Source organism: Arthrobacter sp. 9MFCol3.1 (assembly GCF_000620385.1).
In the GTDB taxonomy this organism is placed as follows: domain Bacteria; phylum Actinomycetota; class Actinomycetes; order Actinomycetales; family Micrococcaceae; genus Arthrobacter.
The window spans coordinates 184,906-198,381 of record NZ_JIBJ01000004.1; the positions used below are offsets into that span (position 1 = coordinate 184,906).

Here is a 13,476-nt window from a genome sequence, read left to right on the forward strand (position 1 = left end):
GTTCGGACGGCTCAGGGTTCCCGTCGATTCGCGGCAGCCCGGCTCCGCGGCAACAGGAATCCGACCGCAATGAGCCAGAGGAGTCCGCCGAACCGCCCGACGGGCAGCAGGAACTGGAGCGGCTCGATCACCATGGAGAGGAAGCTCAGCTCGGACAGGGCGGCGATCACCAGACCAGCCCAGGCCAGCCAGCGCGGCACGAAGCGCAGGATGAGGGCGGGGACGGCGATTCCGGCGACGAGGAGACCCAGGCCGACGACATAGGCGACGCCGCCGGTGATGAACGCGAGAAACGACAGTGCGTGGGTCAGCGTCACGTCGGTGGTGATTTCCGGGCGGCTCAGGACCCACCCCACGGCGGCCGAGGCCATGAGGAACACCGAGGCGGTGATGCCGCCAAAGAAGCCGATTGCGGGCCCGGGAACGCGCACGCCAAGCCGTAGCTGCCGGGCGTAAACGGTGGCCGCAAAGATGCCGAGCGGTACCGCTGAACCGAATTGGAACAGGCTGGCGAGCCGCACGGCGTCGGGGTTTCCATGGAAATATGCCGCGACTTGGCCGGCGGGGGAGAAGGGCGAGACGTAGGTCTGCCCGTTGGTGAGCATCGTGCTGCTGAGCAGGGCTCCGATTGTGAGTCCCAGACTCACGGCCGCCAGGATGCCCGGGTTGGGACCGCCGGACCGCGTCGAGGGAACGGTGTGGTGGGAGGACAGGTCGGTCATGATCGCTTCTTTCCGATAATTACGTCACAACTAAAATGATTCATCTGTTGAATGATTCTGTCAATGGCGTAATATTGGAGCATGGACTCACCGGATCCTCCGCGGCCGAAGCGAACCGCTTTCCTGCTGTCCCAGCTCGGGGCGCTGGCATCGGCACGCTTCGCCGAACGCACCCGCGAGCTCGGCCTGACCCCAAGCGACGCGGGCGTCCTCCGCCTGCTCGGCCGCACCCCCGGGCTGAGCCAGCGGTCCCTGGCCGACCGCCTGGGAGCGGTGCCGAGCCGCATTGTTCCCCTCATCGACTCGCTGGAAACGCGGGGCCTCGTGGCGCGCGTGCGCAGCAGCGCCGACCGGCGGAACTACGAGCTCCGGCTGACAGCCGAGGGCACGAAGGTGCTCGGAGCACTGCGCGGAATCGCCGAACGGCACGAGGCCGAACTCCTGGCCCCGCTCACCAACGAACAGTCTGCGCAGCTGGGGCTCCTGCTGGCCAGGCTGGCCAGCGGCCATGCCCTCGACACGGACCTGCATCGGGACACGAGCCGGGAGTGAACCAGGCGTGCCGGCCAATTTTCGAGGCTAAAACAGTCCCTTTTCAGCCGGCGGGCGGTGTGGGATCATCCCGGTATGGGCGAAAATACTGAACCGCGGTTGACCCTGCCCTCCGGCCCCGAGCGCCTGAAGGGCACGCATCACCGCGACGTTGATGGCTACGGAAATCCGATCACGCAGCAGCTGCGCATCATCGGTCAGCGGCGCCGCGAAGCCGAAGAAAAGCTCGACCGGCACCTGCAGGACGCACGCAAGAGCCACTGAGCGCGGCGTGGGCGACGGAAAGGCAGGCGCCCTTCTAGTGCCTGCCTTTCCTTTCTGCGTCCGTCTATTTGGCGGCCACTGCTAACGGCGACGACTCCTCGGGCGCAGCCGTAGCGGGTCCCCCTGTGCGGGTCCGGCCCGTTCTCTTGAGCGCGGAAGCGTAGCCACGGCCGCATTCTGAAAGTCCTGAGGGTTGGGCTCCGGGAATCCCCTAGGTCTCGAACGTGCTGCTGTCCGGGTAGGGTCAGTTTTTCGCGGCGCTATTTGATGCTCAAGGTCGGTCCTGCGAGTCGCTTTCGGGTGGCATGGTCGCTGCGGTGGCTGCAGTCGGTTCGGCCGGTCGTTTTCCGGCGGCACTCCAGCTGGTGAGGAAGTCGAGTTGTTCCTGGGCATGGCTTCCGGGTTCGGCGGTGTAGGCGATGAGGGTCAGGCCCTCTCCGGGGATTTCGAGTGAATCGCCGGTGAGTTCGATGTCTCCGATGAGCGGGTTGTGCAGTGTCTTGCGGGCCGAGCGGTGGAAGCGCACGTTGTGCCGTGCCCAGCGTGTCGAGAATTCCGTGCTTCCGGTGGCAAGGTCACCAATGAGGTTGTTCAAGGCTCTGTCGTGGGGGCTGCGGCCTGCTTCGGTGCGGAGCGCGGCGGCGAGGTCATCTGCCAGGGTGTTCCATTCGAGAAAGAAGTCCCGGGAACGCGGGTCCAAGAACATGAACCGTGCGAGGTTCAGCGGCAGGGTCTCGGGGCTGAGGATGCCGCCGTAGAGGGCGAAGCAGAGGCTGTTGGCAGCCACGATGTCCATGCGGGTAGTGCGGACATAGGCGGGCGTGCCGGTCATTCCGGCCAGTATCCGCTCTATGCTGGGCCGGACTTCGGCCCGGACCCGTCGCTTCCCCGGTTCCCGCGATGGCGCGGCGGCCCTGGCCAGGTCGAGCAGATGTGCCCGTTCGGCCTCGTCGAGCTGGAGGGCCGCGGCGAGGGATTCGAGGACGCTCTCGGATACTCCCCGCAGGTTTCCACGCTCGAGCCGGGCATAGTATTCGGTGCTGACGCCGGTCAGCATGGCCACCTCCTCGCGTTTGAGGCCGGCCACCCGCCTCGTCCCGCCGTAGGCGGGCAGCCCGGCCTGGGCGGGAGTGATGCGCGAGCGCCGGCTCATGAGGAACTCGCGGACGTCTTGACTGTTCTCCATGGCCCCTACGCTACGACCTCCCGGTCCGGCCTAACAGGAACTGGCAGTACACCGCACGGCAGGTACTCCCGCGCGCAGGAAACGACTGGTTTTCTTGAATGAGTCCAGTCTCCCCATCCTGCAAGGACACCATGTCTTTATCCACGCTCAGCCCCTCGAGAACGGTGGCCCGGCCGCGCGCATCGCTGGCGGTAGCCATGCTCGGGTTCTTCGTCGTTGCCCTGGATGCCCAGATCGTCAACGTTGCCCTGCCAGAGATCCGCAACGACCTCGGAGGCGGCCTGTCCGGACTGCAGTGGATCGTCACCGGCTACACCCTGATGTTTTCCGCCCTGCAGCTATTCTCGGGGACCTTCTCCGACCGGGCAGGGGCCCGCCGCGCCTATGGCCTCGGCATGATCGTGTTCACCGTTGCGTCCCTGGCGTGCGGGTTCAGCCCGAGCCTGCCGGTCCTCATTGCCGGTCGCATCCTGCAGGGCATCGGCGCGGCGATGATCACCCCCAGCTCCCTGGCGCTCATCCGGGAGGCCTACCAGGACGCAGCCAGTCGCGGCCGGGCCATCGTGTACTGGGGTCTGGGCGGCTCCGTCGCCGCGGCGGCAGGTCCGGTGCTCGGCGGCGTCCTCACCGAGATCGACTGGCGGCTGATCTTCTTCGTCAACCTGCCGGTCGGTGCGGCAGCACTCGTGGTGCTCTCCCGTGTCGCCCCGTCGCCACGGCGGCCGGCGCCCTATGACTGGCTCGGGCAGATCACGGCCGTGCTGGCCCTGGCCAGCCTCACCTACGGAATCATCGAAGGCGCGGAGGTTGGCTATGGGAGCCCCGAAATCCTCACCCTGTTCGCTGTGTGCGCGGCGTCTGCGGCCGCATTCGTGCTGGCGCAGGCCCGGGGACGGCATCCCATGGTCCCGCTGGACCTGTTCCGGTCACGCACAGTCTCCACTGCCCTGGCCATAGCCGTCGTCACGATGGCGGCGTTCTACGGCGTCGTCTTCCTCCAGAGCCTGTACTTCCAACAGCAACGCGGCGCCACCGCGCTGGAGACCGGACTGCTGTTCCTGCCCATGACCGGCCTCGTCGCCGTCCTCAACCCCCTCGCGGCCCGGCTGATGGTCCGGTTCGGCAACGTGGCCATGATCGCCGCCGGCCAACTGCTCATGGCGCTGGGCCTGGCCGGGCTGTGGATGCTCCCCGCCGACGCGCCGGCCCTGCTCGTGGCGCTCGTCATGGTCCCCGTCGGCGTCGGCGGATCCTTCACTGTTCCCCCGATCATCGCCCTCGTCATGGACCACGTGCCGGCACAGAACGCCGGGACCGCCAGCGGAGTCATCAACACCGCCCGGCAGGTTGGCGGCTCCCTCGGCGTCGCCATCTATGGCGCCCTGCTCGCCGGGCACGACTTCATGGACGGCCTCCGCCTGGGCCTCGGCACCACCGCCGTCGTCCTCCTCATCCTCATCGCCGCGTCGCTGCGACTACGGCATGCGGAAGCACCCCGGCCCCAAACGTGACAGAGCCACAGGCCCCGCCACGGCCCCGTCCGCAACCAACCGATACCCCGCACAAAGGAAATCCCATGAATAACGTGACCCTCAACAACGGCGTCCAGATGCCGATCCTCGGCTTCGGCGTCTTCCAGATCCCCGACGACGAAACCCAGGCCGCCGTCGAAGCCGCTCTCGCGGCCGGTTACCGCCACCTGGACACGGCCGCCTCCTACGGCAACGAAGCGGCCGTCGGCGCCGCGATCAAAGCCAGCGGAATCGCCCGCGACGAACTCTTCATCACCACCAAGCTCTGGATCCAGCACGCACCCGCCGGCAACGTCCAGGACGACACCAGGCGCGCCTTCGGAAAATCCCTGGACCGGCTCGGACTGGACTACATTGACCTGTACCTGATCCACCAGCCGCTCGGGGACTATTACAGCGAGTGGCGGGCCATGCAGGAAATCAACAAGGAAGGCCTGGCCCGCGCCATCGGCGTATCCAACTTCCACCCCGACCGCCTGGTCGACCTCATCGACCACAACGAGATCGTCCCGGCCGTCAACCAGATCGAGACCCACCCCTTCCACCAGCGCGCCACCGACCAGGAACTGATGCGCGAACGCGGCGTCCAGATTGAGTCCTGGGGACCCTTCGCCGAGGGAAAGAACAACCTGTTCACCGATCCGCTCCTCAGCGCCATCGCCGAGGCGCACGGCAAGTCCGTGGCCCAGGTCGTCCTCCGCTGGCTCATCCAGCGCGAAGTGGTCGTCATCCCCAAATCAGTCCGGCCCGAGCGGATGGCCCAGAACCTCGATGTTTTCGACTTCGAGCTCACCGACGAACAGATGAGCCGGATCGCCACCCTGGACACCGGTGCGAGCCTCTTCTTCGACCACCGCGACCCCGCCATGGTCAGCTGGCTCGGCGGACGCCGGATCGGCTGATCACGCCCGCCTTCCGTCCGGGTGACCCGACCCGGCACCCGGACGGACCCCATTGCCGCGGGCCACCGCCGGGCCCGGGCCGGCAAACACGACCAGAGAGACCCGTGATGAACACCAGCCTGGAGCCCATTGCCCGGCGCGCAGTCCTGCGTTCGGCCGTCAGCGGTCTGGGCGCCGCCATGATCACGGCCGGAATCTCGGGTTGCGGCCCGGGAGAACAGGACGCCCCCATGCCCCCACAAGAACCAGCCACGCCGCCCTCCGCACAAATCACCCCGGGAGCGCGGGAACGCCGCCGGGTCCTGCTCGCCTACTTCTCCCGCGCCGGGGAAAACTACTACTACGGCGGGCGCACCAACCTCGACGTCGGCAACACCGAAGTACTGGCCGGCACGATCGGCAATCTCATCGCCTGCGACGTCCACCGCATCGAGGCCGCGGACCCCTACCCGGACGGCTACGACGCGACCGTCGCGCGCAACGTCCGCGAGCAGGACGGCAACGCACGCCCGGCCATGGCCTCGCCGCTTGCCTCGATCGAGGAGTACGACACCGTGCTGCTGGCCAGCGGGATCTGGAACGTCCGGGCGCCGATGATCATGACGACATTCGCCGAAAGCTACGACTTCACCGGCAAAACCATCCACGCCGTCACCACCCACGCCATGAGCGGTCTCGGCACCACCGAGCAGGACTACGCCCGCTCCTGCCCGGGGGCGACCATCGGCGAAGGGCTCGCGGTGCGGGGCGAGGACGTCCGGGACGCCGGGCCGGCTGCCGAGGCCTGGCTACGCCGCACCGGACTGCTCCAGGACCGTTCAAGCCCGGCGGGGTGAGCTGCCCTCACCCAATCCCCATCCACTGCACACACTTCCCGACAGGACTCCAGCATGAGCAATTCACACCAGACCCGGGCCCAGCAACTCATCGGCGACTTCGCCCCCAAGCTCGTCGACCTCACCGACAACGTGCTCTTCGGCGACGTCTGGGAACGGAGCGAACTCTCCCCACGGGACCGCAGCCTCATCACGGTCGCCAGCCTCGTCACCAGCGGCAGCACCGACCAGCTCCGCGGACACCTCGTACGCGCAAAGGCCAACGGCCTGACCGAGACCGAACTCAAGGAAGCCATCATCCACCTGGCCTTCTACGCCGGCTGGCCCAAAGCGATGTCCGCCATCACGGTCACCAGGGAAATCTTCACCGCCTGAGGGTGTCCACGAACCCGGCATTTAACGGGTCGATCGCACTCCGACCATTTCAGCACGGATCTGAAGCAGGGCTCCGGAGGCGGCTACGTCAGGCCCGGCTTCCGAAGTCCTGCGACATGAACTGTGACGCCCAGCTCGCGGATGCTCTCCTGCATTTCCTGGGGCAGCTGCTCATCGGTGATGACCGCATCCAGTTTGTCGATCGGGGCAACACGGAACCTTGAGACGGTTCCGAACTTGGTGCTGTCCGCCAAGAGGAAGCACGAGGTCGAGGCCTCGAGGGCGGCGAGCTTCATCTCCACCTTGTCCATCGACGGGGTCGTGACACCGCGCGACATGTTCCAGGTGCCGGTGCTGAGGAAGAAGAGGTCGATGTTGATGCCCTTGATGGCTTCCGCCGCAATCCGCCCCGAGCTGGATGCGCTGGAGGGGTCCACGGCGCCGCCGGTGTGGATGGCCTCGATGTGGGGGTGAGCGAAAAGGCTGGTCACCACGTAGAAGTCGTTGGTGACGACCGTGAGGTTCTTACGCTCGCTCAGGTAGGGCACCACGGACTGACAGGTGGTCCCCGCGTCCAGGAACACCACCATGTCATCTTCCACGAACCGGGCCGCGAGTTCCGCGATGGCCTGCTTGCGTGGCAGCTCGAGCTGGGCCCGGAATTCCCGCTCCCGCGGCGGGGCCTGACCGGTCCATTCCGCCAGGCGGACCCCGCCCTGCACTGAGACGACCTGACCTAGATCCTCCAGCGCTGTGATATCCCGCCGGACGGTCATGTGGGACACACTCATGTAGTCCGTGAGGCTGCGGATGCTCAGCACTCCTTCGCGCCGCAGCAGGCGCAAGATCTCCTGGTGGCGCTGCTCAGGAATGAGCGGTCTCACTGTCGGATTCACGTAAAACTCCTTCGGTACGCGGACACATCACTACTTTAACAAACTTTCACGCACATGTTCCCATGTGTGAAAATTTGGGCTAATCTCTTAAATCATGTTAACCAAGTTTGAAGTACTCGAAACCATTGTCCGCACCGGTGCCCTGCTTATCGCACGGCTGGGTTCGGCAGACGAGGCCTACCGGGTTGCCGAGGCAGCCATCGACGGAGGCATCCGGGCCGTCGAGGTCCCGTTGACCGTTCCTGGCGCTCTCGGTGTCATCGAGCGGCTGGCCGACAAATACGGCGATCAGGGGATCGTCGTGGGAGCGGGCACCGTGCTAGACGCCGAAGCCGCCTACGCCTCGGTGGCGGCCGGGGCGCGGCTGCTCGTCAGCCCGCAGCTCAACCCGAACATGATCGCCGCGGCCAACCGCTACCAGGCGGTCACTGCCAGCGGCGCCTTCACCCCCACCGAGGTCCTCAACACGCTGGAAGCCGGTGCCGACATAGTGAAGCTCTTCCCGGCTGAACTCGGCGGCCCCGCCTACGTCAAGACGATCCTGGCGCCGCTGCCGCAGGCACCGATCATGCCGTCCGGGGGAGTGACGCCGGAGAACGTCGGTGCGTGGTTCGCCGCTGGCGTGACCGCAGTCGGCGTCGGCAGCTTCGTCACCAAGGCCGCCCAGAACGACGGCGACTACGGGCTGGTTGCCCGCGCTGCCCGGACGTTCCTCGAAGCGATAGACAACGCCCGGCCGTAGGGTCTGGCACCACAACGACATCCGACAGAAAATGTCGACAGAACACAAAGGAGTGAGCTGCATGAGCCAAGCTTCCGCAGAAATCGCAACATCCGAGGTGAAGCCCGCGAAGGGCGTGCGGATCAGGTGGTACCTGATCGCGCTGCTCGTGATCGGCGGCATCATCAACTACCTGGACCGCAACAACCTGAGCATCGCGAACACCACGATCGCCAAAGAGTTCGGCCTCAACACCCTGCAGATGGGCGTGCTCCTGTCCGCATTCTCCTGGCCGTATGCCATCGCGAACCTGCCTGCCGGCTACCTCGTGGACAAATTCGGCCCCAAGCGCATGTTCGCCTGGGCCGCGGGGCTGTGGTCCATCATCTCGATGCTCTCGGCGTTCGCCAACTCCTTCGGCTTCCTCTACGCCGCCCGCGTGGCCCTCGGCATCGCCGAGTCCCCGTTCTTCACCTCGGGGCTGAAAGTGGCCGACAAGTGGTTCAACAAGTCCGAGCGGGCACTTCCCGTATCAATTATTAACACCGGCTCACAGCTTGCCAACGCTATCGCCCCGCCGCTGCTGACGTTCCTGATGCTCACCATGAGCTGGCGGGGCATGTTCATCGTGATCGGCGCCCTGGGCATTGTGATCGCCCTCGTCTGGCTCCGGATCTACCGGGACCCCACGATGAAGGAACAGTTCATCATCAAGGGCGCGGAGTTCGAGGAACAGCAGCAGCCCAAGGAGAAGCAGGCCGGCTGGGGCGAACTGCTCAAGAAGAAGAACACCTGGTTCATGGTCCTCGGCGCGTTCGGCATCTTCTACACCGTCTGGGTGTACCTGACCTGGCTTCCGAGCTACCTGCAGACGGCCCGCGGCTTCAGCCTGAGCCAGATCGGCTGGCTTGCCGGGCTGCCGTTCCTTTGCGGCATCGTTGGAGTCCTCGCCGGCGGCATCCTCTCCGGCAAGCTGATCAAACGCGGCGTCCCCACCATCACGGCCCGCAAGATCCCGATCGTGGGCGGCGCCCTGCTCGCCGCCGCCGCTGTACTGCCGGTCGCCTACGTCGAGAACACGGCCCTGGCGATCGTGCTGCTCTCCGTCGGCTACTTTGCGGCCCAGGTGCCGATCGGCGTGCTGTGGACCCTGGCCTCGGACATCGCTGACTCCAACCAGGTGGCATCCCTGGGTGCAATCCAGAACTTCGGCGGGTTCCTCGGCGCCGCGGTGGCCCCGATCGTCACCGGCTACATCCTGAATGAAACCGGCGGCAATTACACACTGGTGTTCCTGATCGGTGGCATGCTGCTGATCGTCGGCGCCCTGTCCTACGGCGTCTTCGTCAAGGACCGCCGAGCGGCCATCAAGGTCTAAGGAATATCCCCACGCACTAGGCGTGCTGTGGCGGGCGCGGATTAGCACCCGCCACAGCACAACACAGGTTCAAGGAAGAACAGGCAGTTGACTACCACCACTCCCAAAGTCTTTTTTGTGATCGGCCCTGCCGGCTCTGGAAAGTCCAGCGTCAGCCGGCTGATCGCCGCGCGGTTCGGCGCCGCCTACATCGACAAGGACACCGCCACCATCCGCTTCACCGAGCTGCTGCTCAAGCTGAACAACTCGGATCCCAACGAACGAGACAACAACGAGTTCTACCAAACGACAATCATGCCCCTGGAATATGCGTCCATCCTGGACCTCACCAGGGACAACCTCATGGCAGGCAACTCCGTGGTCCTGGACGCACCCTTCGGAAAGTTCTTTTCCGACAGCGAATACCTGACCAAGATCCGTGCCCACCACCAGTGGCCAGACGCGGAACTCGTAGTGGTCCACGTCAAACTTGCCGGAGAGGCCCTCCGGCAACGCCTCATCACCCGCGGCTACCCGCGTGATGAATGGAAACTGTCCAACTGGGAAACCTTCTGGGCGGGAGCCCAAGCAAACTCCTGCCGCTGGCACGGCGCGATGCACATCGATTTTGACAACAGCGCAGCGCCTGCTGACATGACCGCTTTTGAAGCTGAACTCTGTTCCACCCAGACCTAAACTTTGCCCTGGCGTCCACAGACTATGCCCCGGTTGCCGGCAGGATACCCCGTCCATCGCTTAGGGTCGGGGCATGACCTTGAGCTTGGACGGCGCGCCGGACATTCGTGAGCATGAATGCTCCTGTTGCGGGGCGACCTTTGTCGTTGTGGATCACTTCATCCTGATGGATGGCCGCACCCATGCCATTGCGAAGTCAGCACTTCATCACCATGGCGACGAACATGAGGCGTGGATCGATGTCATATTCGGTCCATTCGGGGACGACTCCACCGGCGGGCGAGTGAGCTTCGGCTGCAGAGTCGGTCCCGTAGAGGGAGCCGCAGAACCGGCGGCGACTGTGGTGGACGCAGCCCAGCCATATCCTGACTCACCCGTTTGGGGCCACAAACTCTCACGCGAGGAAGCGCTCCAGCAGGACTTGCTGGCCCAATTCTGGGGCGTCGTGGACTGGCTGCTAAGTACGGACCCAACCGTTCACAGTCATGTCTACCGGAGGGACACCTCGAAGAGCCACTGGACCGAGCAGATGAAACACGACGGCGCCGGTCCGGGCTTCTGGACAAAGGTCCGTAAGCGCTTGGATAAACGGCGTTAGCCAGCGCCAGGTCAGCTAGGTTCCCACCCGCGCATAATGCGCCCGGCCGTCTGCTCTCCATGACCGGACATTCCCGGGTCGAAGCTTATGCGGGCCCAGTCTCCATCAGAGCTTCGAGTGCGCTGGAAAGTTCGTCACGCAGTCGGGTCAGGTCCGGGCATGTCTCGGGATCGGCGATTGCGGTGATGGTCAGCGTGCCGGCGTAGGAGAGGACAGCAAATGCAACCGTTACGTTACCGCTGATCGCTCCGAGCGGAATGATCCCGGTTACCGGCCTGCCCGCGATCTCCAGGGCACGTTCGGGCCCCCGCAGGTTCGTGACGAATGTATGGACAAGGTGTTGGTGGTCTATGACGAAGCGGTAGGCGCCAAGGTGCGCTGCGATCCGGGATACGGGGCCGATGATTGCAGTGGAGGCCCCGGGAGGCCGCTGCTTGACACTCATCATTGTTGCGGCCACTTTTGCCAGCCGTCTGTTGGTCGGACCGACCGCGGGAACGGTCACCGGGATGATGCCGCTCCGGTTCCCCAAGTAGGTGACTGTTGTGTGGCGGCGTGCCGAAAACAGCACGGAGATGACGAACTCTTCGACATATTCGCCCCGCGCCAGCAGCACGCGGTGCAAGGCCGTCGCGACGGCGGTGAGGATGAGATCGTTGATCGTCGCTCCGTGCACGTGTGCGGCGGTTCTGACGGCCTCCACGTCGCAGCGGAGGACAGTAAGCGTCCGTTGCGGACCCGTCGGGCGGTTGAGTGAGGTGCGGGCAGCCCGGGGCTTGCCCGTCTGTCGCAACTCGGAGGCTCCGGCGGCTGCGGTCCGCAGTGCGGCCGGCAGCCGGGCCAGCGCGTTGAATCGGCTCCTCGCAGCATCAATGGCCAGCTGCAGCGCCGAGTATGGAATTTCGGACTCCCGGCGGCCATCCCATCCCTCTTCCGCGGCGGCCAGGGCCTCCAGGACGGCAAGACCTCCAATTCCATCCGTGAGGACATGATGAAAAACGACGACAAGCGCTGACAGGTCCTGGCTCACGCCGGTAATGAGCTTGGCTGACCAGAGAGGACGGTCGTGGGACAGCGGCGTGGCGAGCATTTCGGCTGCAATGTTGAGCACGGCTTCCTCGCCGCCGGCCGGACAGGCGATCACGCCCAGGTGCTGTGCCGGATCAAAGCCGGAATCTTCCGCCCAAATGGACCGCCCGCAGCCGAAGGGGACAGAGACCAGCCGTTGACGCAGCCGGGGGACAGCGCCGAGCCGATGCGCCAGTGCATCCAGGAGGGGTGCCGGACCTTCGCCGCCTTCCTCGCTGAGCATGAGGATGGCCCCGACTTGCATTGGTGCTGAGCCGATATCGGCGTCCAGGGACATCATGTCCTCGGCACTCACCCGGTCAACATGTTGTCTTGGCGTCATTTTCGGTCCCCGGAACCAGATCTCTGAATTCTCTGTACTCCTTGGAGGGAAGAAAACAGCAACCCACAAGTTGCGGAGCAGAGACAGCCTGCGACCCGACTTGGTCGTCATGTCCTCACTGTTGGGCCTATATGGTTTAGACGCTAGGGCAGAACGTCCCACTTGCCCGCTCTGCATAGCCGAGGAGCCAGCCGCCAGCGGCGCTGAAAAATGTGGAGTGACGACGGCGGCCAGCTCCCGCCGCTAGGAGGCCTTCGCGCTGGTGGGACCGGGGCCGGCGTTGATGGCCGCCGCCACCAGGCGGTCGAAGCTGGCGGTCCCGTTCTCCGGAGGCACAACTGTGAAGACCGCAACCCACTTCTCGGGGGCATGCCTCTCCAGCGTTGACGCCCGGGCCACGTGCAGGTTCAGCCCCGGTACGCCGCTGACAAGGAGCGGAAGCTGCTCGCCGGTCTTGGTCATGTGCCGGAATTGCCTGACCGACAGTTGGTCGCCCGGGCTGCTCGTGACCTCGGCGAGGGTGTCATTGATCCTCTTGGTCAGCCCCCGCATGAAGCGCTGCTGGGCCATGACGGTGCGCACCGTCAGAAGCGCGGCGAAGAAGAGGGTGAACAGCACCAGGGCACCGAAGCTTCTGAGGAAGGGCAGAAAGATCATCAGGAACAGGCAGAGGATCAATCCCAAAATACTCGACATGATGAACTTGAAAACGGGGTTTTCGCCCGGTTTCTTTGACCAGCGAACAAGGGCGACGATGTCCTTTCGGGGCTGATCGCGCCGTGAAATATCCATGATTAGTACCCCTTCACTTCCATGAGCGCTTCGGCCAGGATGATTGCCTCGCGTGCTTCCTTGAGATCGCTCAGCAACCCCATATCGGGAATGGCTCCTGTGGCCACGGTGGAGCCGGCGATTTCGGAAAAGATGCTGCTCAACTTTTCGCGGTCTTGTGACAGCATCCGGGACGAAGTCAGCTTAATTCTGCTCAGCTCAAGCTCCAGCAGTGACTTGTCGATGGCCTCTCGACGCCCGTGCATGACTGCCAGCTTCTCGGTGACACGCTGGACACGGCCGCGGAGCATCGATTCCATTTTTCCTGCCACGACGTGGAGCTCGCACAGCGCGGTGTAGGACTGCGGGGACCCGGAGTGCACGGCGAGCTGCTCACTGACGTAATGGCGCCGTCGTTCCCATTTCCGGACGGCGGACTCAGATGGTCCCAAGAGGAGGGAAACAGCTGCCAGTGCTTTGTCCAGCGACGCGGCCCGGGTGCTCAGGCTGGTTGTGGCGGCGTCCAGCCTCGACAGGAAGGCGTCGTAATTGTCGTGGGGCTGGGCGCTATCGGGATTCACGAGCCACTCGCGCGCGGTGGCGCGATTCCCCTCGCCGGAAATTGATCCCGTCTCCCATGGCAAGAGGATAGAGGCT

At 64.9% G+C, this 13,476-nt stretch carries 16 protein-coding genes; 10 read left to right on the forward strand and 6 right to left on the reverse strand.

The annotated features are described in order from the left end of the window. Window positions 1-11 precede the first annotated feature (11 nt). Entirely contained in the window at window positions 12-722 is a 711-nt protein-coding gene (locus C560_RS0103635) for a hypothetical protein (RefSeq protein WP_026537162.1), read from the reverse strand. 81 nt (window positions 723-803) lie between these two features. On the opposite strand from C560_RS0103635, the gene C560_RS21160 reads away from it, so the two are divergent. Further along, on the forward strand, window positions 804-1,274 hold the full coding sequence (locus C560_RS21160) for a MarR family winged helix-turn-helix transcriptional regulator (RefSeq protein ID WP_043422470.1): 471 nt from the start codon (window positions 804-806) through the stop codon (window positions 1,272-1,274). Between the two features lie 75 nt (window positions 1,275-1,349). Further along, a complete protein-coding gene (locus C560_RS23295; RefSeq protein ID WP_018773281.1) occupies window positions 1,350-1,538 on the forward strand; it encodes a hypothetical protein in 189 nt (62 codons plus the stop codon). Between the two features lie 271 nt (window positions 1,539-1,809). Here C560_RS23295 and C560_RS0103650 read toward each other — a convergent pair whose 3' ends face one another. Beyond that, on the reverse strand, window positions 1,810-2,724 hold the full coding sequence (locus tag C560_RS0103650) for a helix-turn-helix transcriptional regulator (protein WP_026537163.1): 915 nt from the start codon (window positions 2,722-2,724) through the stop codon (window positions 1,810-1,812). A gap of 131 nt (window positions 2,725-2,855) precedes the next feature. Here C560_RS0103650 and C560_RS0103655 point away from each other — a divergent pair, with 131 nt between their 5' ends. From C560_RS0103655 to C560_RS0103670, 4 genes are all read left to right on the forward strand, one after another. Beyond that, a complete protein-coding gene (locus C560_RS0103655) occupies window positions 2,856-4,235 on the forward strand; it encodes an MFS transporter (RefSeq protein ID WP_026537164.1) in 1,380 nt (459 codons plus the stop codon). 65 nt (window positions 4,236-4,300) lie between these two features. After that, window positions 4,301-5,158 (forward strand): aldo/keto reductase, encoded by an 858-nt coding sequence (locus tag C560_RS0103660; protein ID WP_026537165.1) that lies wholly within the window; start codon window positions 4,301-4,303, stop codon window positions 5,156-5,158. A 107-nt stretch (window positions 5,159-5,265) separates the two neighbouring features. Then, on the forward strand, window positions 5,266-5,994 hold the full coding sequence (locus C560_RS21165) for a flavodoxin (RefSeq protein WP_026537166.1): 729 nt from the start codon (window positions 5,266-5,268) through the stop codon (window positions 5,992-5,994). Between the two features lie 54 nt (window positions 5,995-6,048). Further along, entirely contained in the window at window positions 6,049-6,369 is a 321-nt protein-coding gene (locus tag C560_RS0103670) for a carboxymuconolactone decarboxylase family protein (protein WP_026537167.1), read from the forward strand. Between the two features lie 83 nt (window positions 6,370-6,452). On the opposite strand, the gene C560_RS0103675 is transcribed toward C560_RS0103670, so the two are convergent. Beyond that, window positions 6,453-7,265 carry a DeoR/GlpR family DNA-binding transcription regulator gene (locus C560_RS0103675; protein WP_026537168.1) on the reverse strand — a complete coding sequence of 271 codons (813 nt, stop codon included), beginning with the start codon at window positions 7,263-7,265 and terminating at the stop codon, window positions 6,453-6,455. A 94-nt stretch (window positions 7,266-7,359) separates the two neighbouring features. On the opposite strand from C560_RS0103675, the gene C560_RS0103680 reads away from it, so the two are divergent. The 4 genes from C560_RS0103680 (at window position 7,360) to C560_RS0103695 (ending at window position 10,637) form a co-directional block, all read left to right on the forward strand. Next, window positions 7,360-8,007 carry a bifunctional 4-hydroxy-2-oxoglutarate aldolase/2-dehydro-3-deoxy-phosphogluconate aldolase gene (locus C560_RS0103680; RefSeq protein ID WP_026537169.1) on the forward strand — a complete coding sequence of 216 codons (648 nt, stop codon included), beginning with the start codon at window positions 7,360-7,362 and terminating at the stop codon, window positions 8,005-8,007. A gap of 61 nt (window positions 8,008-8,068) precedes the next feature. After that, the gene (locus C560_RS0103685; protein ID WP_026537170.1) at window positions 8,069-9,364 is read left to right on the forward strand and encodes an MFS transporter; all 1,296 of its coding nucleotides are present in this window, start codon (window positions 8,069-8,071) and stop codon (window positions 9,362-9,364) included. An 87-nt stretch (window positions 9,365-9,451) separates the two neighbouring features. After that, window positions 9,452-10,039, forward strand: coding sequence for an AAA family ATPase (locus C560_RS0103690; RefSeq protein WP_026537171.1), 588 nt, complete (start codon window positions 9,452-9,454; stop codon window positions 10,037-10,039). A gap of 73 nt (window positions 10,040-10,112) precedes the next feature. Beyond that, the gene (locus tag C560_RS0103695) at window positions 10,113-10,637 is read left to right on the forward strand and encodes a hypothetical protein (protein WP_026537172.1); all 525 of its coding nucleotides are present in this window, start codon (window positions 10,113-10,115) and stop codon (window positions 10,635-10,637) included. Between the two features lie 85 nt (window positions 10,638-10,722). On the opposite strand, the gene C560_RS0103700 is transcribed toward C560_RS0103695, so the two are convergent. The 3 genes from C560_RS0103700 to C560_RS0103710 all read right to left on the reverse strand — a co-directional run bounded on the left by C560_RS0103700 (window position 10,723) and on the right by C560_RS0103710 (window position 13,400). Continuing rightward, window positions 10,723-12,048, reverse strand: a complete 1,326-nt coding sequence (locus C560_RS0103700) for a wax ester/triacylglycerol synthase domain-containing protein (RefSeq protein ID WP_026537173.1) — start codon at window positions 12,046-12,048, stop codon at window positions 10,723-10,725. 243 nt (window positions 12,049-12,291) lie between these two features. Beyond that, a complete protein-coding gene (locus tag C560_RS0103705; protein WP_026537174.1) occupies window positions 12,292-12,840 on the reverse strand; it encodes a hypothetical protein in 549 nt (182 codons plus the stop codon). A 2-nt stretch (window positions 12,841-12,842) separates the two neighbouring features. Then, window positions 12,843-13,400, reverse strand: a complete 558-nt coding sequence (locus tag C560_RS0103710; RefSeq protein WP_026537175.1) for a hypothetical protein — start codon at window positions 13,398-13,400, stop codon at window positions 12,843-12,845. Between the last annotated feature and the right edge of the window lie 76 nt (window positions 13,401-13,476).